Annotated in this window: 14 protein-coding genes and 1 pseudogene; 7 read left to right on the top strand and 8 right to left on the bottom strand. The window is 70.5% G+C overall.

What is annotated here, in order from left to right; all coding sequences use genetic code 11:
* Positions 1–122: 122 nt before the first annotated feature.
* Genes ACZ5CZ_RS31045 through ngcE form a run of 3 tightly spaced genes read right to left on the bottom strand, consistent with a single transcriptional unit; the run spans position 123 to position 3,451 of the window.
* Positions 123–1,046, bottom strand: coding sequence for a carbohydrate ABC transporter permease (locus ACZ5CZ_RS31045; protein WP_385840570.1), 924 nt, complete (start codon positions 1,044–1,046; stop codon positions 123–125).
* 4 nt (positions 1,047–1,050) lie between these two features.
* A complete protein-coding gene (locus tag ACZ5CZ_RS31040; protein ID WP_385840569.1) occupies positions 1,051–1,977 on the bottom strand; it encodes a carbohydrate ABC transporter permease in 927 nt (308 codons plus the stop codon).
* Positions 1,978–2,005: 28 nt separating this feature from the next.
* Positions 2,006–3,451 carry an N-acetylglucosamine/diacetylchitobiose ABC transporter substrate-binding protein gene (gene ngcE / locus ACZ5CZ_RS31035; RefSeq protein ID WP_385840567.1) on the bottom strand — a complete coding sequence of 482 codons (1,446 nt, stop codon included), beginning with the start codon at positions 3,449–3,451 and terminating at the stop codon, positions 2,006–2,008.
* A gap of 371 nt (positions 3,452–3,822) precedes the next feature.
* On the opposite strand from ngcE, the gene ACZ5CZ_RS31030 reads away from it, so the two are divergent.
* On the top strand, positions 3,823–7,626 hold the full coding sequence (locus ACZ5CZ_RS31030; protein WP_468947616.1) for a GH92 family glycosyl hydrolase: 3,804 nt from the start codon (positions 3,823–3,825) through the stop codon (positions 7,624–7,626).
* Between the two features lie 18 nt (positions 7,627–7,644).
* On the opposite strand, the gene ACZ5CZ_RS31025 is transcribed toward ACZ5CZ_RS31030, so the two are convergent.
* A complete protein-coding gene (locus ACZ5CZ_RS31025; RefSeq protein ID WP_468947614.1) occupies positions 7,645–10,911 on the bottom strand; it encodes a GH92 family glycosyl hydrolase in 3,267 nt (1,088 codons plus the stop codon).
* Between the two features lie 133 nt (positions 10,912–11,044).
* Positions 11,045–12,121: a lytic polysaccharide monooxygenase auxiliary activity family 9 protein gene (locus tag ACZ5CZ_RS31020; RefSeq protein ID WP_468947741.1), complete on the bottom strand. Its 1,077-nt coding sequence runs from the start codon at positions 12,119–12,121 to the stop codon at positions 11,045–11,047.
* A 218-nt stretch (positions 12,122–12,339) separates the two neighbouring features.
* Between ACZ5CZ_RS31020 and ACZ5CZ_RS31015 the strand changes: the two genes are divergently transcribed.
* Positions 12,340–12,705: a hypothetical protein gene (locus ACZ5CZ_RS31015; protein ID WP_468947612.1), complete on the top strand. Its 366-nt coding sequence runs from the start codon at positions 12,340–12,342 to the stop codon at positions 12,703–12,705.
* A gap of 74 nt (positions 12,706–12,779) precedes the next feature.
* Here ACZ5CZ_RS31015 and acnA read toward each other — a convergent pair whose 3' ends face one another.
* Complete coding sequence (acnA, locus tag ACZ5CZ_RS31010) at positions 12,780–15,497, bottom strand: aconitate hydratase AcnA (RefSeq protein ID WP_468947610.1); 2,718 nt, start codon at positions 15,495–15,497, stop codon at positions 12,780–12,782.
* Positions 15,498–15,715: 218 nt separating this feature from the next.
* Here acnA and ACZ5CZ_RS31005 point away from each other — a divergent pair, with 218 nt between their 5' ends.
* The 5 genes and pseudogenes from ACZ5CZ_RS31005 to ACZ5CZ_RS30985 all read left to right on the top strand — a co-directional run bounded on the left by ACZ5CZ_RS31005 (position 15,716) and on the right by ACZ5CZ_RS30985 (position 23,712).
* Positions 15,716–16,048, top strand: a complete 333-nt coding sequence (locus tag ACZ5CZ_RS31005) for a hypothetical protein (protein WP_468947608.1) — start codon at positions 15,716–15,718, stop codon at positions 16,046–16,048.
* 148 nt (positions 16,049–16,196) lie between these two features.
* The gene (locus ACZ5CZ_RS31000) at positions 16,197–17,726 is read left to right on the top strand and encodes a helix-turn-helix domain-containing protein (protein ID WP_385840560.1); all 1,530 of its coding nucleotides are present in this window, start codon (positions 16,197–16,199) and stop codon (positions 17,724–17,726) included.
* 307 nt (positions 17,727–18,033) lie between these two features.
* A pseudogene (locus ACZ5CZ_RS30995) lies at positions 18,034–18,768 on the top strand (IS5 family transposase); the annotation flags it as partial.
* Positions 18,769–19,410: 642 nt separating this feature from the next.
* Positions 19,411–19,794, top strand: a complete 384-nt coding sequence (locus ACZ5CZ_RS30990) for an effector-associated constant component EACC1 (protein WP_468947606.1) — start codon at positions 19,411–19,413, stop codon at positions 19,792–19,794.
* Between the two features lie 6 nt (positions 19,795–19,800).
* Positions 19,801–23,712 carry a caspase, EACC1-associated type gene (locus ACZ5CZ_RS30985; protein WP_468947605.1) on the top strand — a complete coding sequence of 1,304 codons (3,912 nt, stop codon included), beginning with the start codon at positions 19,801–19,803 and terminating at the stop codon, positions 23,710–23,712.
* A 49-nt stretch (positions 23,713–23,761) separates the two neighbouring features.
* Here ACZ5CZ_RS30985 and ACZ5CZ_RS30980 read toward each other — a convergent pair whose 3' ends face one another.
* Both ACZ5CZ_RS30980 and ACZ5CZ_RS30975 read right to left on the bottom strand, forming a co-directional pair.
* Positions 23,762–23,929 (bottom strand): hypothetical protein, encoded by a 168-nt coding sequence (locus ACZ5CZ_RS30980; RefSeq protein ID WP_468947739.1) that lies wholly within the window; start codon positions 23,927–23,929, stop codon positions 23,762–23,764.
* A gap of 8 nt (positions 23,930–23,937) precedes the next feature.
* The gene (locus tag ACZ5CZ_RS30975) at positions 23,938–24,159 is read right to left on the bottom strand and encodes a beta family protein (RefSeq protein WP_468947604.1); all 222 of its coding nucleotides are present in this window, start codon (positions 24,157–24,159) and stop codon (positions 23,938–23,940) included.
* Positions 24,160–24,277: the final 118 nt, after the last annotated feature.

Here is a 24,277-nt window from a genome sequence, read left to right as displayed (position 1 = left end):
GCCTTCCGTCAAGAGGTTGAACCGTTTCCGGGGACCCGGACATACGCGTGCACGCCGCCCCCGAAGGGAAGCGGCGTGCGTACGAGCGATCGCTGGGTGTTACCCCGCAGCGGCCCCCGGGGCTACTTCAGCGCCCCCGCGGTCAGCCCCTGGACCACCTGGCGCTGGAAGACGATGTACGCCCCGAGCACCGGCAGCATGGCCATCACCAGGCCCGCGAACAGGCCGGACCAGTCACCCTTGTAGCCCTGGCTGACCGCCAGCTGGACCAGACCCTGGGTGAGGACGTGCTTGTCGGGGTCCGTGTTGAGCACCGTAGGCAGCATGTACTGGTTCCACTGGCCGAGGAAGTTGAAGATCCCCACGCTGATCAGGCCGGGCTTGGCCATCGGGAGCATGATCTGGAAGAACGTTCGCGTATGCGAAGCTCCGTCCACGAAGGCGGCCTCCGCCACCGAGGTGGGCAGCGTACGGAAGAAGGCCGTCAGGAAGAACACCGTGAACGGCAGCGAATACGCGATGTAGACCAGGATCAGGCCGTGGAGCGTGTTCAGCAGGCCCATGTTGTTGACCACGAAGAACAGCGGGACCAGCGCCAGCATGATCGGGAAGCTCATGCCGCCGACGAACAGGAAGTAGATGAACCGGTTGCCCGGGAAGTCGAAGCGGGCCAGGACATAGGCCGCCATCGAGCCGAGCACCAGCGTGCCGACGAGCGAGCCGCCCACCACCAGGACGGTGTTGAGGAAGTAGTCGCTCATGTTGGCGTCGGTCCAGGCCCTGGCCCAGTTGTCGAAGTGCAGCGTGTGCGGCAGGGCCCAGGGCGAGCTGAAGATCGAGCGGTCGTCCTTGAAGGAGGTCATCACCGCCCACAGCAGCGGCATCACCACCATGATCGCCCAGATGACCAGCACCCCGTGGGAGAAGGCGTTGAGGACACCGCCCTCCCGCTGCGGACGGGCGGGCCGCGGCGGCGGGACGTCGGCCTTGGAGACGGTCGCGCCGGACTCGGCCGGCAGCGGGGCGGGGGTCTCGGTCGTCTTCATCGCTTCAGAACTCCAGCCGCTCGCGACGGCCCAGCTTCATCACGATCGCCGCGAAGGCGAGCGTGACCACGAGCAGGGCGACGCCGATGGTGGTGGCGTAGGCGGCCTGACCGTCCCGGAACGCCTTCTGGTACACGTACAGGACCAACACGGTGGTCGAGTAGTCGGGCCCGCCCGGTCCGGTCGTCATGATCTGCACGACCGCGAAGGACTCGGCGCCGAGCGCGAGGATGCCCATGTACACCCAGCCGGACTGCACGGTGTCCCACAGCAGCGGCAGGGTGAGCCGGAAGAACGTGGTGGCCCGGCTCGCCCCGTCCAGCAGCGCCGCCTCGTACAGCTCGGCCGGGATCGAGGCCATGCCCGCGGAGAACAGGACCACGAAGAACCCGACCGTGGACCAGACGAGCACCGCCATCACACACCACAGTGCGAGATCGGGGTCGCCCAGCCAGAGCGGCTGGACGGAGCCGAGGCCGATCCCCCGCAGGACGGAGTTGACCGCGCCGCTGTCCGGGTTGTACGCGAACTGGAACAGCAGCGCCACGATCGCGATGGACAGTACCTGCGGGAAGAAATACACGATCTTGTAGAAGGCGGAACCCCGCACGCCCGAGATCACGGGGCCGCCCCGTCTCCGCCGTCCGCCCACATTGATCATGAAGGCGAAGAACAGCGCCAGACCGATCGTCACCAGGGGCAGCACCAGAGCGAACAGCAGACTGTGCTCCAGCGACTTCCAGAAGATGTCGTCGTCGAGCATTCTCGAGTAGTTCTGGAAGCCGACCATCTTGAATTCGGGGCTCAGGCCGGTCCAGTCCGTGAACGAGTAGTAGATGGACTGGATGAACGGCCACACCACGAAGAGCGCGTACAGTCCCAGGGGCACTGCCAGAAACCCCACGATGAACCGGTACTTGCCGTGCTGCATCGCCACTCCGGTGCGGTTGCTGGGGCGCTTACTGGTGCTTGTAGTGCTTGATCGAGCTGTCCTTGGCCGCTTCGTCGGCGAAACCCTGGATCTTCTTGATCGCCTCGGCCGGGGTGAGCCGGCCCGCCATCATCTCGCCGAGACCGGCCACCCCGATCTTCTCCTTCTGCAACTGCACGTACCAGTCCTGGAGCCGCGGATTCACCACGTTGGAGCCGGCCAGCCGGAGGGCCGCCACGCCCGACTTCAGGCCCGGGGTGAGGGTGATGCCGCTGGTGCCGCCGTTGTAGGCGGTCAGCGACTTCACCTTGGCGGTGAAGTTCTTCGAGGATGCCTCCGACAGCATGATGCGCAGCTGCTCCATGCCGCCCTCGGGGTTCGCGGCCTTGGCCGGGACGACGAACGGCTCGCCGCCGGACGCCCAGATGGTGCCGAACGGCAGCTTGTCGGAGCTGTCGATGCCGGAGGGCGCCGAGACCGCGAGGTCGAAGTCCTTCGGGATGACGTTGGCCGACTCGTTCTCCACCCAGGAGCCGTTCGGGATGAACAGCGCCTTGCCCTCGGCCCAGGCGGTCTGCGACTGGATGTGGTCCAGGCCCGGGGTCCCCCGGAGGATGTACCCCTTCTTGTACAGCTCGTAGTACGCCTCGAAGCACGCCTTGACCGCCGGGTGCTTCCAGGCTCCCGGCTCCAGGTTGTCGATGGCGTCGAGCACCTCGCGCCCGCCGACCTTGCCGATCATCGGGTAGAGCGAGAAGGGGATGTAGTACGGGTACTTGCCCGCGTAGGTCCAGCCCGCCATGCCCTTCTTCTTGGCCTTCTCGCAGACCTTCAGCATCTCGTCCCAGGTCTGCGGGTACTTCTCGTCGAGCGAGTCGAGGGCCTTCTGCGAGTACCAGACGCCGTAGACCGTGTAGGCGTAGTAGAGGACCCACACCGGCTTGCCGTCGAACTGGCCCATCTCCACGATGCCGGGGCGCAGCGTGTCACGGACCTTCTTGTTCGGGTCGTCGTACGACGGCGCGTCCAGCAGCGGGGTGAGGTCCGCCAGCTGGTTCTTGCCGACGAGCACCCCCATGTCCATCTGCTCGGCGCCGGAGTTGTCGATGAGGTCCGGCGGGTTGCCCTGGTTGAAGCGGGGCTGGAGGGTGGACTGGATCTTCTGGGTGGCGGCGAACTTCACCGTGGCCTTGGGGAAGTCCTTCTCGTAGATCTTCACCGCGTCCTCGGCGTACTCCTTGCCGAAGCCGCCGTCGAAGAGGACGAACTCCATCTTGGCGCTGTCGTTGACGCCCAGCGGGTTCTTGGCGGTCTTCTCGCCGGCCTTGGCCTTGCTCTGGCCGCCGCCCCCGCTGCTGGCGCACGCGGACAGCAGGCCCATGCCCGGTGCCGCGACCAGGCCGAGCGCCGCAGACCGCTTGATCAGTTCGCGCCGTCCGACACCCTCGACGCCGTGCTCGGAAGTGGATCCCATGCTCAAGTCCTCGCCTTCTCCAGGACTCAGGCGGTGAACCGGATCCTCCCCGGCACCGCGGGCTGGTCGTGCTGGGTAGTGCAGGGTCATGCAGGAGCGTGCAGGGTCGTGCTGGAAACGCCGACAGGTATAGTCCATTTCCGGTCGGCTGAGCAAGATCGAATGCAGTACGGGCGCCGGGTCTTTTCCGAGTTGAGACCTCGCGGAAATCTGGCACCCCCAGGGCCGGCCGGGTGGAAAAACTCGCGACACAAGTCCCTGAATGCCACACCCAACGCCCTTGACATCAACGGCCACTTGACCACCTACTGGTTTCCGTGCCCCGAAGCTGACAACGTTGTCTCAAGGGGGCACAGGAGGGGAATCCGTAGATGCAGCGGAGAACTCGGCACAGACACGGTCCGGCGGTCGTCCTCACGGCCGCCTTTGTCATGGCGGCCGGCGCCCAGGGCGCCGCGGTCGCGCTGCCCGCCAAGGACCCGGTCCCCGACCGCGAGTTCGCATCCTCGTTCGAGACGGGCGATCCGGCACCCGACTGGCTCAACACCGTCGACACCGGCCCCGACGGCGGCAAACGCGCCTCGGGCGTGGACGGCGGCTACAGCACCGGCATCCCGGGCAATGTCACCGACCATGTCACCGACATCCGGGCGAGCGGCGAGAACAAGGGCGCGGGCGAGGTCAAGGAGAACCTCGCCGACGGCGAGCCCGGCACCAAGTGGCTGACCTTCGAATCCACCGGATGGGTGGAGTTCGACCTCGACAAACCGGTCAAACTGGTGACCTACGCGCTCACCTCGGCCAACGACTACGCCGAACGCGACCCACGCGACTGGGCGCTGCTCGGCTCCACCGACGGCAAGGACTGGAAGACCGTCGACACCCGCTCCGACGAGACCTTCGACGAGCGGTACCAGACGAAGTCGTACGACCTCGACCAGCCGGCCGAGTACCAGCACTTCCGTCTGGAGGTGACCCGCAACAACGGCGCCACCGGCATCCTCCAACTCGCCGACGTGCAGTTCTCCACCGGCGGCGGGGGCGGCCCGGTGCCGCAGGACATGCTGACCCTGGTCGACAAGGGCCCGACCGGCTCCCCCACGGCCAAGGCCCGCGCCGGGTTCACCGGAAAGCGGGCCCTGCGTTACGCCGGACGGCACACCGCGGGCGGCCGCGCCTACTCGTACAACAAGGTGTTCGACGTGAACGTGAAGGTCGGCGGCGACACCCAGCTGGCGTACCGGATCTTCCCGTCGATGGCCGACGGCGACCGCGACTACGACGCCACGAACGTCTCCGTGGACCTGGCCTTCACCGACGGCAGCTATCTGAGCGACCTGGGCGCGCTCGACCAGCACGGGTTCCCGCTGTCGCCGCGCGGGCAGGGCGCCTCGAAGTCGCTGTACGTCAACCAGTGGAACAACGTGGTCTCCCGGATCGGCTCGGTGGCGGCCGGCCGGACGGTCGACCGGATCCTGGTGGCGTACGACTCCCCCGACGGCCCGGCGAAGTTCCGCGGCTGGATCGACGACATCGCGCTGCGTCCCGTACCGCCCCAGCCGCCGAAGGCACACCTCTCGGACTATGCGCTGACCACCCGCGGCACCAACTCCAGCGGCAGCTTCTCGCGCGGCAACGACTTCCCGGCGACGGCCCTGCCGCACGGCTTCAACTTCTGGACGCCGGTGACCAACGCGTCCTCGCTGAGCTGGCTGTACGAATACGCACGTGCGAACAACGCCGACAACCTGCCGACCATCCAGGCGTTCAGCGCGAGCCATGAGCCGAGCCCGTGGATGGGCGACCGGCAGACCTTCCAGGTGATGCCCTCGGCCGCGCACGGCACCCCCGCCACCGGCCGGACGGCGCGCGCGCTGCCGTTCCGGCACGAGAACGAGACCGCGCGGCCGTACTACTACGGCGTCCGCTTCGAGAACGGACTCAAGGCCGAGCTGGCCCCGACCGACCACGCGGCCGTCCTGCGCTTCACCTATCCCGGTGACGACGCGAGCGTGCTCTTCGACAATGTCACCGAGCAGGCGGGCCTGACCCTGGACCAGGAGCACGGGGTCGTCACCGGCTACTCGGACGTGAAGTCGGGCCTGTCCACGGGCGCGACCCGGCTGTTCCTGTACGGCGTCTTCGACAAGCCGGTCACGGACGGCGGCTCCAGCGGGGTGAAGGGCTATCTGCGGTTCGCCGCGGGCGCCGACCACACCGTCACGCTGCGCCTGGCGACCTCGCTCATCAGCGTCGACCAGGCGGAGGACAACCTGCGCCAGGAGATCCCGGACGGCACCTCCTTCGACACGGTCCGGGACCGCGCGCAGCGCACCTGGGACCGGCTGCTGGGCAGGGTCGAGGTGGAGGGCGCGAGCCCGGACCAGCTGACCACGCTGTACTCCAGCATGTACCGGCTGTTCCTCTATCCGAACTCCGGCTTCGAGAAGGTGGGCGGGGCCTACGCGTACGCCTCGCCCTTCTCCCCCATGCCGGCCCAGGACACCCCGACGCACACCGGCGCGAAGATCGTCGAGGGGAAGGTGTACGTCAACAACGGCTTCTGGGACACCTACCGGACCACCTGGCCGGCCTACTCGCTGCTCACCCCCGGCCAGGCGGGCGAGATGGTGGACGGGTTCATACAGCAGTACAAGGACGGCGGCTGGACCTCCCGCTGGTCCTCCCCCGGCTACGCCGACCTGATGACCGGCACCTCCTCGGACGTGGCCTTCGCCGACGCCTACGTCAAGGGCGTGAAGTTCGACGCGCGGGCCGCGTATGAGGCGGCCCTGAAGAACGCCACCGTCGTCCCGCCGATGTCCGGGGTGGGCCGCAAGGGCATGGCCACCTCCCCCTTCCTCGGCTACACCAGCACCGCCACCGGCGAAGGCCTGTCCTGGGCGATGGAGGGGTATGTCAACGATTACGGCATCGCCCGGATGGGCCAGGAGCTGTACCGCAGGACGGGCGAGAGCCGCTACCGGGAGGAGTCCGCGTACTTCCTCAACCGCGCCCGGGACTATGTGCGGCTGTTCGACCCCCGGGCGGGCTTCTTCCAGGGCCGCGACCCGGACGGCGGCCGGCGGGTCGACTCCGCGTCGTACGACCCGCGCGTGTGGGGCTACGACTACACGGAGACCAACGGCTGGGGCTACGCCTTCAGCGTCCCGCAGGACAGCCGGGGCCTGGCCAACCTGTACGGCGGCCGGCAGGGCCTCGCGGACAAGCTCGACGCGTTCTTCGCCACCCCGGAGACGGCCTCGCCGGACTTCGTCGGCTCCTACGGCGGCGTCATCCACGAGATGACCGAGGCCCGGGACGTCCGGATGGGCATGCTCGGTCAGTCCAACCAGCCCGCGCACCACATCGCCTACATGTACGACGCGGCCGACGAGCCCTGGAAGACGCAGGCGACGGTCCGCGAGATCCTCTCCCGGCTCTACCTCGGCAGCGAGATCGGGCAGGGCTACCACGGCGACGAGGACAACGGCGAGCAGTCCGGCTGGTACCTCTTCTCCGCGCTCGGCTTCTACCCCCTGGTCATGGGCAGCGGCGACTACACCATCGGCTCCCCGCTGTTCAAGAAGGCCACCGTGCACCTGGAGAACGGCCACGACCTGGTCGTCAAGGCCCCGGCCAACAGCGCGCGGAACGTCTACGTCCAGGGCGTCACCTTCAACGGCCGCCCGTGGACCTCCACATCGCTGCCCCACTCGCTGCTGGCCCAGGGTGGGGTGCTGGAGTTCCGCATGGGCGCCGAGCCGTCCACCTGGGGCACCGGGGAGGACGCGGCGCCCGTCTCCGTCACCCAGGACGACAAGGTGCCGGCCCCGCGCGCCGACGTGCTGAAGGGGGACGGCGCCCTGTTCGACAACACCTCGGCGACCGACGCGACGGTCACCTCGGTGGACCTGCCGGTCGGGGAGGCCACCCGGGCCGTCCAGTACACCCTGACCTCCTCGACGGACCGCGGCACGGCGCCGACCGGCTGGACCCTCCAGGGCTCGACGGACGGCAGCACCTGGCAGACCCTGGACCACCGCTCCGGCGAAACGTTCACCTGGGACCGGCAGACCAGGGCCTTCACCATCGCCGAGCCGGGCCTCTGGACGAAGTACCGGCTGGTCCTGGACGGCGCGTCGACGCTGGCGGAGGTGGAGCTGCTGGCCTGAGCCGCCTGGTGCGGGCACTCAGCCGGTGGCCAGGGCGAACACACGCAGGCCCGCGTCGTCCGGCAGCCGTACGCTCCTGAGCGTCCTGCCGGGCGGCGCCCGGTACGGCGTCGTGGCCAGGACGTACGTGGTCACCGGGTCCCGCCCGGAGCCCGCGGCATTGCGGTACGGCGTCCTGGCGACCACCTCGTTGCCGTACCGGACGGTGCCGCTGCCGCCGTCGGCCGTCCAGTCGGTGAAGGACAGATCGGCGGTGCCGGTGGTGCCGTCGCTGTAGGTGACGGTCGCGGCGGCCCGCCGGTCGCCGTCGACCGCACCGCCGACGAAGGCCAACGCCCGTGTCCCGGGCGGGAGTTCGATGGTCTGGCCGTGGGCCGAGGCGTTGTCGGGACGGCCGGCGGGCGAGTCCGGCCAGACGAACCCGAGCCCGCCGGCCGTGCCGTGCGCACCGGCCCGCAGACCGGCCGCGGCGAGGGCCTGCCGGGAGTAGCTGAAGCCATCGCCGTCGAAGTCGGCCTCGGTGTGGTCGCCGGTGTCGTCGGACACGCCCGTCGAGTCGTAGGCGGCGAGCAGGGTGCCCGGCGCGGCCACGGTCAGTGCGACGGGCTGCGTGTACGACGTGTCCCCCGCGGTGAGGGTGACCCGCACGTCGGCGAAGCCCTGGGCGGCGCCCTCGGCCGCGGTGAGCGTGATCTCCCGGCTGCCGCCGGTCACCGTGCCCTCGGTGGGGGTGGCCGTGACACCGGCCGGGGCCGTCACCCGGAAGCGCACCCCGGGCCCGGCGCCGCCGCGCAGCGCCAGCGCGCGCACGGCGATCCTGGTCCTGCCGCCGGGTGCCAGGGTGGCGGTGGTGGGGCCCACCGCGAACTGGTACGGCTGCTCGCCCGCCCGGAAGGACGGCGGCGGGGCGTCCGCGCCCCAGGTGCGGTCGGGGGTGGCGGACAGCGTGTAGTCGAGCCGGCCGCCGTCCCGGACGAAGGACGCGGGCAGCCACGGGCGCCGGGAGACGCGACCGTCGACCTTCAGGGACCGAATGTAGGGCGCGTCGGCCGCCGCCCGCGGGGCGCGGACGGAGATGTCGTTGCCGTACGGGCGGTGGATCTCGATCCGCGGGAACAGCGGTGAGGCGAGGACCAGTTCGGCCCGCGAGGGCACCTGGGGGTACATGCCGAGGGCGGCGAAGACGTACCAGGAGGACATGGCGCCGAGGTCGTCGTTGCCCGGGATGCCGCCGGGTGCGGCCGACCACAGCAGCCGCATCGCCGCGCGCACGGTCTGCTGCGTGCGGTAGGGGGCCCCGGCGTAGTCGTACACGTAGGGCACGTTGATCGACGGCTCGTTGTCCAGCTCGGCCCGGGTGCCGCCGCTGCCGGTGAAGGCCCAGCCGCCGCCGGGGTCGTGGAAGAAGGCGTCGAGCCGGGCGAGGGCCTTCCCTCGGCCGCCCATCGCGGCGAACAGCCCGGCCGGGTTGTGCGGGACCATCCAGGTGTACTGGGCCGCCGTGCCCTCCACGAAGCCGGCGCCGGTGCCGGGGGTGAAGCCGGTGACCCAGCCGCCGTCGGCCCTGCGGTCGGCGATGTAGCCGCCGCCGGGGTCGGCGGCGATGTCGAAGGTGTTCTGCCACCACTGGGCGCGCCGGGCGAAGGCGGCTGCCGTGTCCGGCCGGCCCGCGGCCGCGGCGAGCCGCGAGAGGGAGAAGTCGGCCGTGGACATCTCCAGGGTCTCGGCGGCACCGCCCCAGGCGTTGGAGGCGCTGGGCATGTAGTGCAGGGCGAGGTACCGGTCGAGCGAGGGCCGCTGGCCGACGGAGAGCACCGGCCGCCCGGCGGCGGACAGGTCCTGCGGTGTGGGTACGGTCGCCGCCCGCACCAGAGAGTCCAGCGCGCCCTTCAGATCGAAGTCGGTGCCGCCGAAGGCGTGGATCCCGGCCAGCGCGGTCGGCGCGGGGTCGCCGTTCATGACATGGGTGCCGCTCGCGCCGTGCAGCCAGCGGTCCCAGGTGCCGCCGTTCTGCCGGGCCAGGGTGTACAGCGACTGGGCGATGTCGGAGCCGGTGCGGGGGTCGAGGAGGGTGAGCAGCTGGAGCTGGTCGCGGTAGACGTCCCAGCCGGAGAAGGTGCCGTACTGGGCGCGGTGGCCGGGGCCCACCGGGTGCACCTCGGCGTCGCTGCCGCGGTATCTGCGGTCGGCGTCGCTGATGACGCCGGGATGCAGCAGCGCGTGGTACAGCGCGGTGTAGAAGGTGGTCCGCTCGGCGTCCGTGCCGCCGCCGACGCGGATGGCGGCGAGGCGGTCCCGCCAGGCGCGGCGGGCCGCCTCCCGGACGGCGTCGAAGGAGCGGCCGGGCGGGTTCTCCGCGGCGAGGTTGGCCTCGGCCGCGGCCGGACCGACGTAGGAGATGCCGACCTTGACGTGCACCGCCGTGGTGCCGGGCGCGAACGTCACGTATCCGCCGGCGCCCTTGCCCGGGACCGGCCGTCCGCCGTGGGCGAAGCCGCCGGTGCCGCCGGAGGTCTGGCGGGTGCCGGGGGCGAGCGTGCCGTCCTTCCAGGTGCCGGTGGTGGTGAAGGGGCGGTCGAAGTGCGCGGTGAAGTACAGGGTGTAGTAGGCGCGCCGGCCCTCCGGGTCGAGGTAGCCGCAGAAGTTGCCGGAGGTGACGGAGCCGGAGACGGTGCGGCCGGCGGGGTCGATCCGGACGGTCGAGTCGGCCGAGCCCACTTCGGAGTCGGCGGTGCGGACGAGCAGTGCGGCGGGCCTGCCGGCCGGGAAGGTGAAGCGGCCGGAGCCGGTGCGTGCGGTGGCGGTGAGGTCGGCGCCCGCTCCGGAGGCGAGGCGGACCGCGTAGTGGCCGGGCTCGGCCCGCTCGTCGCCGTGGCGGAAGTCGGAGGCGTAGACGGCGTTGCCGGTGTCGCTCGCCGGGGAGGAGGTGACCTCGCCGGCGTGCGGGTAGAAGGGGATGTCGCCACTGCCGCCGGCGCAGCCGGTGCCGGACAGGTGGGTGAGGCTGAAGCCGCGGATGCGGGTGGCGTCGTACTGGTAGCCACCGGGGGCGGCGGTCCGGGTGGCGTCGCCGCGGGTGTTCTCCGGGCTCCAGGAGAGCATGCCGAAGGGCACGACGGCGCCGGGGAAGACGTTGCCGCCGTTGCGGGTGCCGATCAGTGGATCGACGTACGCCGTGGGGTCGGCGACGAGCGCGGGCCGGGCCGCGGTCGCCGCCGGGGCGGGGGTGGTGGCACCGGCCGTGAGGAGCGCGGCCAGCAGCAGGGACACGGGTCTGAGACGCACGTGCGCCACCGGTACCGGCGGCGGGGCGTCCGGCCGCGCAGGCACGCCGGTGGGCTCACTCGGGCGGCCGTCCCGGGGCGCGGTGGGCACGGAGGTGCGGGCTCGCCGGTCCTTCCCGCACCTCCGCCGCCGGTCAGCCGACCTGGCAGGGCAGGGTCGTGGTGCCGTCCGCGCCGTCGCCCTGGACGACATAGCCGAAGGTCGTGCTCTGCCCCGGACTCAGGGCGCCGTCGTAGTCCGCGTTGTGGACCATCACGTCCTGTCCGGAGTAGGTGGCGTTGCCGTTCCAGACACTGGCCACGGACTGGCCGGAGGGCAGGGTCCAGCCGACCATCCAGCCGAGCATGGGGACGTCACCGGTGTTGGTGACGGTCACCTGGGACTGGTAGCCGCCGGGCCAGCTGCCGGTGGTGGTGCGGGTGGCGGTGCAGGTGCCGGGCGGCGGTTCGGTGGGGTGGCCGGGGTCGTGGACGCCGGTGACCTCGCCGTTGCCGCCGTCGAAGACCACGTCGGAGCAGGAGTAGAAGGTCTCGGTGCTGTCCGAGCGCTGCCAGACCATGTAGATGATGTGCCGTCCGGACTTGTCGCGGGGCAGCGTGCCGGTCCAGGAGTAGTGGCCGTCGACGGTGCCGGGGGTGCCTTGGAGCGGCGGGTGGTCGACGGTGAGGAAGGGCTGGTCCTCCATGTCGTCCCAGGTGAGCGGCTTGGTCGGGTCGTAGGTGTCCTTGGTGATGTAGACGCGGAACCAACCGGGGTGGGCCGCCCAGGCGTTGTAGGAGAAGTCGATGGTGGCGCCGGCGGTCAGATGGGTCACCGGCCAGTCGTCGCGGGCGAGGTCGAAGCCGGCGAAGGCGGGGTTGCCGCCGCTGCACAGCCGGCCGTCCGGGACGAAGCCGCGGGTGCGGCCGGCGCCGTCGGAGCGCAGCACCGAGAACCAGTTGTAGAAGGGCGTGGTGCCGCCGGTCTGCTGGGCCGCCCGGCAGGCCGGGTTCACGGGCTTGATCTCGCCGGTGCCGGTGAGCGCGTCCTGCCAGCACAGGAAGGTCCGGCTGCCGGGCTTCATCGGCGTGCCGTGGGCCGAGGCCGGGGTGCCGGCGGCGACGACGAGGCCGAGGGCGGGCAGGGCGGTGAGCAGGGCCAGCAGGACGAGGAGCAGGGGTGTGCGGCGGGTCGGGCGGGTGCGGCGCGGTAATCGCGCACCCGGGATCATGATTGTCGCGAGCATGACATACCAGCCTTTGGTGTCGAGGTCGCGTACGGAAAAGGGAGGCCGTGGGGTGGGCCGCCTCCAGGCGTGGCGGGTTCCGGTCCACCGAGCGATGGGAGCGCTCCCACCCCACTGCTTGGGAAGCTAGCGCCGACGGCCTCCGGTGTAAACGGCCGTGCACCGGTTGGACGGCGGAAACTGGAGAGGAGGGAGGTTCTGCCATGGCACGGCTGCTCGTCGAGGACGGCGGACTGGTGCTGCGGCTGTCCTGGAGCGAACGGCTCCGGGCGCGGCGCGGCACGATCCGGCTGCCCTGGACGGTGGTGGAGGCCGCGCGGATCGAGCCCGACTGGTGGCGGACGCTGCGCGGAACGCCGGTGAACGGCAGCCACCGTCCGGCACACTGCCTGGGCGAGCGCCGTCATCCCGCCGGACGGGACTTCGTGGCGGTGCGCAGCGGCGGACCGGCCGTCCTGGTCGGCCTCCGGCCCGGCGCCCCCTTCGCCCGCATCGCCGTGACGGTGCCGCAGGCCGAGGCGGAGGAGACGGTGCGGGCGGTGCGGCGGCATCGGACGCCGCACCGTTAGGTGTGCGCGGGGTACGGCGAAGGGCCGCACCCCCGGTGTCGGGGATGCGGCCCTGGACCGCTGTGCCGTGCCGCTTACTTGCGGATCAGGCTGCGCAGCACGTACTGCATGATGCCGCCGTTGCGGTAGTAGTCGGCCTCACCGGGGGTGTCGATGCGGACGACCGCGTCGAACTCGACACCGGTGTCGGTGGTGACCTTGACCGTGCGCGGCGTGGTGCCGTTGTTCAGCTCGGTGACGCCGGAGATGGAGAAGGTCTCCTCGCCGGTCAGGCCGAGGGACTCGGCCGAGGCGCCCTCCGGGAACTGGAGCGGGAGCACGCCCATGCCGATGAGGTTCGAGCGGTGGATGCGCTCGTACGACTCGGCGATGACGGCCTTGACGCCGAGGAGCGCGGTGCCCTTGGCCGCCCAGTCGCGGGACGAGCCGGAGCCGTACTCCTTGCCGGCCAGGACGACCAGCGGGATGCCGGCGGCCTGGTAGTTCTGCGAGGCGTCGTAGATGAACGACACCGGCGCGTCGGGCTGGGTGAAGTCGCGGGTGTAGCCGCCCTCGGTGCCCGGCGCGATCTGGTTGCGCAGGCGGATGTTGGCGAACGTACCGCGGATCATGACCTCGTGGTTGCCACGGCGGGAGCCGTAGGAGTTGAAGTCACGACGCTCCACACCGTGCTCGGTGAGGTACTTGCCGGCCGGGGTGTCGGCCTTGATGGCGCCGGCGGGCGAGATGTGGTCCGTCGTCACCGAGTCGCCGAGCTTGGCCAGGACGCGGGCGCCGGCGATGTCCTCGACCGGGGCCGGCTCCATGCCCATGCCCTCGAAGTACGGGGGCTTGCGGACGTAGGTGGACTCCGGGTCCCACTCGAAGGTGTTGCCGGTCGGGACCGGGAGGGACTGCCACTGCGCGTCGCCCGCGAAGACGTCCTGGTAGGACTTGGAGAACATGTCCTCGCCGATGGCGGCGGCCACGACCTCGTTGACCTCGGCCTCGGTCGGCCAGATGTCCTTCAGGTAGACCGGGTTGCCGTCCTGGTCGGTGCCCAGGGCGTCACGGGTGATGTCCACCTTCATGGAGCCCGCGATGGCGTACGCGACGACCAGCGGCGGGGACGCCAGGTAGTTCATCTTGACGTCGGGGTTGATCCGGCCCTCGAAGTTGCGGTTGCCGGACAGCACCGAGGTGACGGCGAGGTCGTGGTCGTTGACGGCCTTGGAGACCTCCTCCGGCAGCGGGCCGGAGTTGCCGATGCAGGTGGTGCAGCCGTAGCCGACGAGGTTGAAGCCCAGCTTGTCCAGGTACGGGGTGAGGCCGGCCTTATCGAAGTAGTCGGTGACGACCTTCGAGCCCGGGGCGAGGGTGGACTTGACCCACGGCTTGCGGGTCAGGCCCTTCTCGACCGCCTTCTTGGCGACCAGGGCGGCGCCGATCATGACGTACGGGTTGGAGGTGTTGGTGCAGGAGGTGATGGCCGCGACCGTCACCGCACCGTGGTCCAGCTCGTAGGTCGTGCCGTCGGGGGCGGTGACCTGGCACGGGTTGGACGGGAAGCCGTTGGGGTGGACGGCCGGGGCGTCGGAGGCCGGGAAGGACTCCTTGCCCGCCTCGTCGACGTCGTCGACGTAGTTGCGGACGTCCAGCTTGAACTGCTCGGCGGCGTTGGCGAGGACGATGCGGTCCTGCGGGCGCTTCGGGCCGGCGATGGACGGGACGACCGTGGACAGGTCCAGCTCGAGCTTCTCGGAGAAGTCCGGCTCGGCCTTCGGGTCCAGCCAGAGGCCCTGCTCCTTGGCGTAGGCCTCGACCAGCGCGACCTGCTGCTCGGAACGGCCGGTCAGGCGCAGGTAGTTCAGGGTCTCGTCGTCGATCGGGAAGATCGCGGCGGTGGAGCCGAACTCCGGCGACATGTTGCCGATGGTGGCGCGGTTGGCCAGGGAGGTGGCGGCCACACCCTCGCCGTAGAACTCGACGAACTTGCCGACCACACCGTGCTTGCGCAGCATCTCGGTGATGGTGAGGACGAGGTCGGTGGCGGTGGTGCCGGGCTGGAGCTGGCCGGTCAGCTTGAAGCCGACGACGCGCGGGATCAGCATGGAGACCGGCTGGCCGAGCATGGCGGCCTCGGCCTCGATGCCGCCGACGCCCCAGCCGAGGACGCCGAGGCCGTTGACCATGGTGGTGTGCGAGTCGGTGCCGACCAGGGTGTCCGGGTAGGCCTTGCCGTCGCGGACCATCACGACACGGGCCAGGTGCTCGATGTTCACCTGGTGGACGATGCCGGTGCCCGGCGGGACGACCTTGAACTCGTCGAAGGCGGTCTGGCCCCAGCGCAGGAACTGGTAGCGCTCCTTGTTGCGGCCGTACTCCAGCTCGACGTTCTGCTTGAAGGCGTCGTTGGTGCCGAACTTGTCGGCGATGACCGAGTGGTCGATGACCAGCTCGGCGGGGGCCAGCGGGTTGATCTTGGCGGGGTCGCCGCCCAGTTCCTTCACGGCCTCACGCATGGTCGCGAGGTCCACGACGCACGGCACGCCGGTGAAGTCCTGCATGATCACGCGGGCCGGCGTGAACTGGATCTCCTGGCTGGGCTGGGCCTGGGAGTCCCAGCCGCCGAGGGCACGGATGTGGTCGGCGGTGATGTTCGCGCCGTCCTCCGTGCGGAGCAGGTTCTCCAGCAGGACCTTGAGGCTGTACGGCAGGCGGGCCGAGCCCTCCACCTTGTCCAGCCGGAAGATCTCGTACGACTCGTCGCCCACGTGCAGCGTGCTGCGGGCGTCGAAGCTGTTCGCCGACACGACAGTCTCCTTCATTGATGTGCGCGTACCACCGTCAATCCTGCCGCCACGCCGGCTGGGCCGATCCGCTAAGGTAAGGCTAAGTTAGGTGACCCTTACTGGAGTGGCGGCTGCGGTGCGCCTCGGCAGATATCTCGATGTCGAGATAACTCTAGTACATGGGCGCCCGATGGTCATGCCCGGACACCCCCGCACCCCGGTCGGGGAATCATGAAGCCATGCATCTCGACACCGCACTGATCGGCCGCTGGGACAGCTCCCCCTTCGACGTCGGCGCCATGGAGGCCTCGGAGCTGGAGTTCCGCGAGGACGGCCGGGGCAGCGGGACGGTGGCCAACGCGCTGAGCGAGGACACCGAGGAGTTCTCGTGGCACTGCCCGGAACCGGGCGTGGTGGAGATACGCGAGGACTCCGGCGGAACCGAGCGGTTCCAGTACACGGTCGGCGCCGCCACACCGCCCTACGAGTCCGGCGCCGTCCCGGCCGTCACCTTCGAACCGCATCTGCTCTTCACGCAGCAGTACGCGCGCGTGCACCCATCTTCCGCCTGATAACACCCGGAAGCAATACGATCCGGATGTACCGGACATCGGCCGAAGCGTCCGGTACCTCCCGCATCACCCCAGGCCACTGACGTGTCGTCACCCGAATGGACCCCCCGATCGGGCACCATCTCATATCTGAGATAGCCTCAACCTCATGGCAGACGACTACCTCGTACGCATCGGCAAGCTCATCCGTGACGCCCGGCAACACCGGGGCTGGACACAGACGCAGCTCGCGGAGGCCCTCGGCACCAGCCAGAGCGCGGTCAACCGCATCGAGCGGGGCAACCAGAACATCAGCCTTGAGATGATCGCCCGCATCGGTGAGGCCCTGGACAGCGAGATCGTGTCGCTCGGCTACGCGGGCCCGATGCACCTGCGGGTCGTGGGCGGCCGCCGGCTGTCCGGCGCCATCGACGTGAAGACGAGCAAGAACGCCTGCGTGGCGCTGCTGTGCGCCTCCCTGCTCAACAAGGGCCGTACGGTGCTGCGCCGGGTCGCGCGGATCGAGGAGGTCTACCGCCTGCTGGAGGTGCTCAACTCCATCGGCGTGCGCACCCGCTGGATCAACGACGGCGTGGACCTGGAGCTGGTACCGCCGGCCGAGCTGGAGATGGCGGCGATCGACGCGGAGGCCGCCGTCCGCACCCGCTCCATCATCATGTTCCTGGGCCCGCTGCTGCACCGCATGGACCACTTCAAGCTGCCCTACGCGGGCGGCTGCGACCTCGGCACCCGGACCATCGAGCCGCACATGATCGCGCTGCGCCGGTTCGGCCTGGACATCGCGGCCACCGAGGGCCAGTACCACGCGCAGGTCGACCACACGGTCCGCCCCGACCGCCCGATCGTCCTGACCGAGCGCGGCGACACGGTGACCGAGAACGCGCTGCTGGCCGCCGCCCGGCACGACGGCGTGACGGTCATCCGCAACGCCTCCTCCAACTACATGGTCCAGGACCTGTGCTTCTTCCTGGAGGCCCTCGGCGTCAAGGTCGAGGGCATCGGCACCACCACGCTGACCGTGCACGGCGTGCCGAACATCGACGTCGACGTCGACTACTCCCCCTCCGAGGACCCGGTCGAGGCGATGAGCCTGCTGGCCGCCGCCGTGGTAACCGAGTCCGAACTGACCGTGCGCCGCGTCCCCATCGAGTTCCTGGAGATCGAGCTGGCGGTCCTGGAGGAGATGGGCCTCGACCACGACCGGTCGCCCGAGTACTTCGCGGACAACGGCCGCACCCGCCTGGTCGACCTGACGGTCCGCCCCTCCAAGCTCGAGGCGCCGATCGACAAGATCCACCCCATGCCCTTCCCGGGCCTGAACATCGACAACGTCCCGTTCTTCGCGGCGATCGCGGCCACCGCGCAGGGCAAGACCCTCATCCACGACTGGGTCTACGACAACCGCGCGATCTACCTCACCGACCTCAACCGCCTCGGCGGCCGCCTCCAGCTGCTGGACCCGCACCGGGTCCTGGTCGAGGGCCCGACCCGCTGGCGCGCCGCGGAGATGATGTGCCCGCCCGCACTGCGCCCGGCCGTGGTCGTCCTGCTGGCGATGATGGCCGCCGAGGGCACCTCGGTGCTGCGCAACGTCTACGTCATCAACCGCGGTTACGAGGACCTCGCCGAGCGTCTGAACTCCGTGGGGGCGCAGATCGAGATCTTCCGGGACATCTGAAAATCTTCAGAAGAGACACCGCCACACCCCTGCTGAGCTGCGTGAACGCAAGGAAAGTGGGAGCGTGGCGGCGCCTCTGGGACATTTCTGGGACTTTCGGCTGGAACTGAAGCCGTCATCTTGTGGGCCGAGCGAGTCCGTGTGAAGGACCAGGCCAGAACCTTTTCCCGGCTGCCTGCCCTGCGTGCGTCCGGAGCGTCAGACGAGCGTCATACCGACTGCCCGTGCCTCTGGTTGGGGGGTAAGACAATGTCCTATGTGGTGAGGCGGTCGTTGGTCCGTTCATGGGCGGGATACGTGGAGCTGGATAGTTCCGGACGGCCTGTGGGAGATCGCGAAGCCGCTGATCCGTCCGTCACGGGTGCGTCCGCAAGGTGGTAGAACGCAGGACACGCCTGATGAGACGCTCTTCGCGGCCGTCGTCTACGTCCTGGTCAGCGGTTGCGCATGCCGTGCTCTGCCACCCTGCTTCGGCATCTCGAAGTCGACCGCCCACCGCCGGTCCCTGATCCGGTCGAGAGCCGGCGTCTGGGGTCGCCCGTACGAGGCCGTGCTGCACGAACTCGACGATGCCGGCCTCCTCGACATCACCCGCGTCGTCCTCAACACAGCCCACGTCAGGGCTAAAAGGGGGCGAACACACAGGTCCGAGTCCCGTGGACCGGGGCAAGCCGGGTTCCAAGATCCACGTCCTGTCGGACGCGAACGGGCTACCCCTCCTCGTCGGCGTCTCGGCGGAAAAACCCACGACAGCGAAGGGCTGAAGCCCATGGTCTAGGGGCATCAAACGAGACACGACCCTCACAGGGGCCGGTACTTCAAGCCTCAACGCCTGCATGCGGACAAAGCCTACGACCGGGCCGACCTGCGCAGGTTGCGGTGGAAGCGCATCGGAGTGCGTATCGCCCGCAAAGGCATCGAGTCCAGCGAACGATTAGGGCGACGCCGCTGGGTCATCGAGCGCACCATGTCCTGGCTGTCCGGCTACCGCCGCCTCAGCCCCCGCTACGAGCGCAACGCCCGCAACTACCTGGCCTTTCTTACAGCGACTCGTCCGCCTCACCACATAGGACACAGTCTAAACAGCCCCATCTCCACCCCACAGGTGCATGTCTCCGGCGCCGAGGCCGAAACGGTCCGCCCCCGCCACGAGCTCGCGTCTTCACCCTTCCCCGCGCGGCGCGCGCCTCGCCCGCAGACTGGTCTCCCACCGGCTCGATGCGTGGGCACCCGTATGGCCGCCGGGTCAGCGACACCCTCCCCCTGATCACCGCCGAACTGACCGCCAACGCTGTGCAGCACGGGCACGTCGACGGACGGGGTTTCCACCTCCGTGCCCCTCGGCACCGACACCGTGCGCGTCAAGGCACCGACACCCTGACTGAACGAGTCCCTGTCCTCTCGGCAGCGGACCCGCCCGGCGACGCGGAGTCCGGCCGGCGTCTGCTGATTGTTGCCGGGCTGGCGACGCGGTGGACGGTCGCCTCATGCGAGGGCGCGCCGGGCACGAGGGTCTGGGCGGAACTCGGCTGCGCGTCAGACGTGCGGGACTCGGCCATCGGCCACCAGGTTCACGCCAACGGCCTTGCAGGTCAGGCTCATTGGACCGTCGCTGTCAGTGGCGGGCGCTAGTGTCGTTCGCCCGGCAAGGAGCCGCTGAACCCACGGGGAGCACGAGTACGCCATGCAGGACAACCACACCAGATACCGAATCTCCGTCATTGACGAGGACCCGTTGCGCGCCCGTAAGGAGGCACGCGAACTGCTCGCCCTTCTCACCGAGGGAGATTCCACGGCCAGGCTGGACCTGCTCGCACCCGGCGGCCCCGTGGGAGCCGGTGACAAGGGTGGCCCGTCCACCGAGACCGTCGGGCTGCTGCTGAGCGCCGGCTCTTTCGTCGTCGGGCTGGTGCAGACGTGGCTGGCGCGGGTCCCGCAGCGCACCATCCTCGTCAAGCGGCCAGACGGCGCGGTCCTGCACATCACCGGCAAGGAGGCCCGCGAGGACGACACGCTGATCGAGCGGTTCCTCGCGGACGACGGCGACGAGGGCACGACGGCGGGCTGAGCGACGATGACCGACAACGACCGTCACGCCTTACTCGTCGGCGTCTCCACGTACGACAGCGAGGCGTACGCCGACCTCCCGGCCGTACGCGCCGATCTGCACTACATGCGGGCCGTCCTGGAGAACACCGAGATCGGCATGTACAACGAGTGCGCGGTGGCCGCCGAGCCGACGCGCGCGGAGATGCTGCACGCCGTGGAGACGTTCCTGGAGGCCCGGCAGCCCAGTGAGACCGCGCTGCTCTACTTCAGCGGGCACGGGGAGTACTGCGAGCAGGACGGCCAGCTCTACTTCCTGACCCGGGACACCGACCCTGCCGACCTGCCGGGCACGGCCGTACCGGCGGAGTTCCTGGAGCGGATGCTCCAGTCCTGCCGGGCCGCCTCCAAGCTGGTACTGCTGGACTGCTGCTCCAGCGGTTCCGTCGTCCAGGGTTGGACCGCCAAGGGACCGTCGGGGGAACCGGACCGGCCCGCGGCGAGCACGCTGCTGCGGCCGACCGGCGTGTACTTCATCACCGCGTCCGACGCCCTCCAGGCGGCCTCCGCCATGGCGCCGCCGGGGTCGAGTCTCGGCACCTCCCGGTTCACCGGGGAGATCGTCGAGGGGCTGCGCAACGGCCGGATCAAGGACGGCGGCTGGATCACCCCGGATGACCTCTTCGACTACCTGACCGCGCAGATGACCCGGGACGGCGTACCGGAGGAGCAGCGGCCCACCAAGTCCACGATCAGGGCCACCCGCAGCCTCCCCTTCGCCCGGTCGGTGGCACGACCGGTGCGGCTTCCCGCACTGCCCCACGACGCCGACGAAGCCGCCCGGCGCTCCCCCGCGCTACTGAAGGCCCGGACCCTGGCCGAGGCGGACGAACGGGACGGCGTCGACGCGCAGCGGCTGCTGCGGTACTACGCGGACTGCCTCACCGCGCAGGCGGCGGCCGGTATGCGGCCCGACCGCGATAGCGGCCGGAACGAGAAGTACTTCCTGCTCGCCCAGGGCGAGGAGACCATCCAGTCGGGCCGCGGACCGCAGATCGTCGCACCCGGATCGCTGCCCCGGCCTCAGAACGGGCGGACCGGGCCGGGCACCGAGGCGGGGACGCGGCAGGAGTACTGGTACGGGTATCCGGCGATCACGCTGCCCGCGCGGGACGGCGGCCGGGGGCGGCGCGCGACCATGGAACTGGCACCGCTGATCGTCCAGCAGATGGAGCTGGCGCCGGACGAGGACGGCCGGGACATCCTCCGGCCCAGCGGCGTGCCCTCCCTGCACAGCGGCGTCGTCTCCGAACTCCTGGACGCGGGGGACGCCGCCGACCTGGTGGGCCGCTGGCAGCCGGCCTGGCAGGAGGGCAACGACGCCCAGATGCTGCGCGCCGTCAGGGAGTTGCTGGACGAGCTGGGGGTGCCAGAACTCGAACCGCTGGACCCCTCCGCGCTCAGCGACCGCACGGTCATGCAGGCACTGCGGCCCGGTGCGCACAACGCGGCCGTGCTGCTGGTGCCGTCCGGCGCGGAGGCCATGGCCACCCAGGCGCTGGTGGACAACCTGCTCCAGATCTCCACGCGGACCGAGCAGATCGCGGGCACCGCCCTGGACGCGCTGCTGGGCGGCGGAGCCCGGCAGGCGCCGGCCATCACCGCCACCGCGGCGGACCCGGTGGCACCCGTCGCTCCCGGGCCCTGCAACGAGAGCCAGGAACAGGTGATCTCCTCGGCGATGACCCGGCCGCTGACGGTGGCGACCGGGCCGCCCGGCACGGGCAAGAGCGAGGTCGTCACGGCCGTCGTCACCACCTGCGTCGCGGCGGGGCAGTCGGTGCTGGTCGCGTCCACGAACAACGAGGCCGTGAACGTCGTCGCCGAGCGCTGCGACGACATCGCGCCCGGTCTGCTGATGCGCACGGGCAACGCGGAGGCGCTGGAACGGGAGGCGGCCAAACTGGAACGGCTGCTCGCCGAACCGGTCGAGGCGCCGGGGCGCGGATCGGCCACCATCGGCGGCGAACTGCGCAACACCCGAAGGACGGCGGACCGGCTGCGGGCGGAGGCGGCCCACCGCGTGGCCGAGGAGACGCGACTGCTGTCACTCCTCCGCGACCGCGAGAAGCGGACCGCCGCCCTGGAGCTGCCCCAGACCCTCCTCGCAGAGGCCTGGGCGGCGGACGGGAACGGCCTCGCCCCGCTGGACCGGTGGGCGGACAGGGCACGGAGGACGGCCGGGGCCCGCTGGTGGCAGCTCGGCGCGTGGCGACGTGACCGGGCGCTCGCCGCGCTGGTCGCGGCGGTGGCGTCGGTGGCGGAACACCCCGGGGGGCACGGACCGGCATGGCCCCGGTGGGCGACGGAACGGCCCGTGCCACCGGAGCTGCTGGAGTCCCTGGCCGGGATCGTGTCCGTGGAGCGGGAAGTACGGGAACTCGCCCGCGAACACGGGGAATGGGACGAGGACGGGCTCAAGGCGTCCAGGGCTGCGACGGCCGAGGCCCTGTCCGGCCTGTCGGCGGAACTGTCCCGCGCGCTGTCCGCCGAGACCCTAGACCGGGCCACCGGGCTCATGAACCAGCGGCTCCAGGCGCTCCGCCGCCGCTCCGGCTACCAGCGCAGCCAGAAGAACCTGATGGCGCACATCAAGGGATGGGCCGTCAGCACCCACTCCGTGCGGCAGCTCGAACTCACCCCTAAGCTGTTCGACCTCGTCGTCATCGACGAGGCCAGCCAGTGCTCCATCCCGTCGGTGCTGCCGCTGCTGTTCCGGGCCCGTCGGGCGCTGATCATCGGCGACCCCATGCAGCTGGGGCACATCCCCGGCGTGTCACCCCAGCAGGAGAGGCAGGCACGGACGCGGGCCGGACTGAGCGCCGCGCAACTGGAGCACCGCCGCCTCGCCTACCACGTGTACTCCTCGTACCACGCGGCCGAACAGCACGGCGACGGCGCGCTGCTCCTCGACGAGCACTACCGCTGCCACCCGCGGATCGCGGACGTCGTCAACGGCCACTGCTACGGCGGCCGGCTGCGCGTACTGACCGACGTCCGGCGGCAGGTACCGGCACACGACCCGGTCGGAGCGGCCGACCCCGCGCCGGTGCTCGGCTGGGTCGACGTGCCCTCCGGGGAATCGGCGCGCGGCGGCGACGGGCGGTCCTGGCGGAACGCGGCCGAGGCGGAGGCCGTGCGGCGCGTGGTCGACGGACTGCTGGCAGGGCTCGCGCCGGACGCGACGGTGGGAGTGGTCACGCCGTTCCGGGCGCAGAAGGAGACACTGGCCCGGATGTGGCGGGACGACGACCGGGTGCGGGTCGGCACCGTCCACACCTTCCAGGGCGGACAGCGCGACGTGATGGTGCTCAGCCCGGTGGCGGCACCCAACACACCGCCCCGGACGACGCACTGGGTCGCGAGCCAGGTCAACCTGTGGAACGTGGCGGTCACCCGGGCCAAGTCGCAGCTGATCACCGTGGGCGGCCGCGCCTTCTGGCAGGAGCAGAGCGGCCTGCCAGCCCTCCTCGCCGCGCGCTCGGCGCCGCTGGGAGCGGGCGACGACGGCACGACGGCCGAGGCCGGCCCGTGGGGCCCGGTAACCGAGGCCCGTGAAGACCTCGCCGACCGCCTCCAGCGGTACCTCACCGGACGCGGCATCACCGATCTGGAGCGGGCCGCGCTGGTCGGCGGACACCCGGTGGACCTGCTGTTCACCGACGCCGGCGAGAACACGGCGGTGCTCATCGACCACGGACCGAGGCCCGGCGAGGACCCCGCGAGGCACCTCCGGCTCATCCACGCGCGAGGTGACCTGCTCACCGGACTGCCCTCCGGGGGACGTGGGGCCAAGGCCTGCCCGGTGAGCCGGACGGTGCGGGTGCCCGCCTGGCGAATCCTGGCGGGCGGGACCGCGCTGGCACCGCTGTTCGGCTGAGCCCCCGGACAGGGAGGCCCGGTTCGGGCGACCGGGCCCGGCGGCCCGCTCAGTCGCCGGACAGACTCCGTACGACGTGGGTCATGTGCTGGAGGTTTCCCGCGCGCAGCCACTCCGTGGGTCCGCCCACGCCCTCGCTCATCGAGAGCGGGCCGTTCGCGTACTCGCTCAGCCATTCCTCGCCCTGTCTAGCCTGTGCTCCCCGGGACTCGGGCAGTTCGGTGATCAGACGGGCCGCAGCGCGTTGAGGGCGATCCAGTCGCGCCCCCCGGTCATCGTCCTGACGAGGACGTACGAGCTGCCGGTGGTGTAGCGGAGCACACCCCAGGGCGGGCCACCCTTCTTCCCGGGTGCCGGAGCCTGCGCAAGGACACTTGGAGGCTGCACCCCGTAGTCGCCGTAACCGAGCAGCGGAGCATAGGCCCTGCCTGTGACGCCTCGTGCCACAGGCGCCACTCCGCCCGCGGCTCCTTAGACGTCATTTCACTTGGCTAGTCGGCGGTGGCATATGAGGGTCGCGGCGATGGCTGTGAAGGCGAGGAAGTGTTCCGGCTTGCGCTCGTAG

This window comes from Streptomyces sp. NPDC031418, from assembly GCF_055581605.1.
Note: the sequence above shows the minus strand (reverse complement) of the source record. Positions and strands in the feature narration are given on the sequence as shown.

Excerpts from the sequence above, each read along its gene's own strand:
- ACZ5CZ_RS31000 (WP_385840560.1), top strand. The coding sequence starts at position 16,197 with ATGGCAGACGACTACCTCGTACGCATCGGCAAGCTCATCCGTGACGCC.
- ACZ5CZ_RS31040 (WP_385840569.1), bottom strand. The coding sequence starts at position 1,977 with ATGCAGCACGGCAAGTACCGGTTCATCGTGGGGTTTCTGGCAGTGCCC.
- ACZ5CZ_RS31030 (WP_468947616.1), top strand. The coding sequence starts at position 3,823 with ATGCAGCGGAGAACTCGGCACAGACACGGTCCGGCGGTCGTCCTCACG.
- ACZ5CZ_RS31015 (WP_468947612.1), top strand. The coding sequence starts at position 12,340 with ATGGCACGGCTGCTCGTCGAGGACGGCGGACTGGTGCTGCGGCTGTCC.
- ACZ5CZ_RS31020 (WP_468947741.1), bottom strand. The coding sequence starts at position 12,121 with ATGATCCCGGGTGCGCGATTACCGCGCCGCACCCGCCCGACCCGCCGC.
- ACZ5CZ_RS31005 (WP_468947608.1), top strand. The coding sequence starts at position 15,716 with ATGCATCTCGACACCGCACTGATCGGCCGCTGGGACAGCTCCCCCTTC.
- ACZ5CZ_RS30985 (WP_468947605.1), top strand. The coding sequence starts at position 19,801 with ATGACCGACAACGACCGTCACGCCTTACTCGTCGGCGTCTCCACGTAC.
- ngcE (WP_385840567.1), bottom strand. The coding sequence starts at position 3,451 with ATGGGATCCACTTCCGAGCACGGCGTCGAGGGTGTCGGACGGCGCGAA.
- ACZ5CZ_RS30990 (WP_468947606.1), top strand. The coding sequence starts at position 19,411 with ATGCAGGACAACCACACCAGATACCGAATCTCCGTCATTGACGAGGAC.
- ACZ5CZ_RS31045 (WP_385840570.1), bottom strand. The coding sequence starts at position 1,046 with ATGAAGACGACCGAGACCCCCGCCCCGCTGCCGGCCGAGTCCGGCGCG.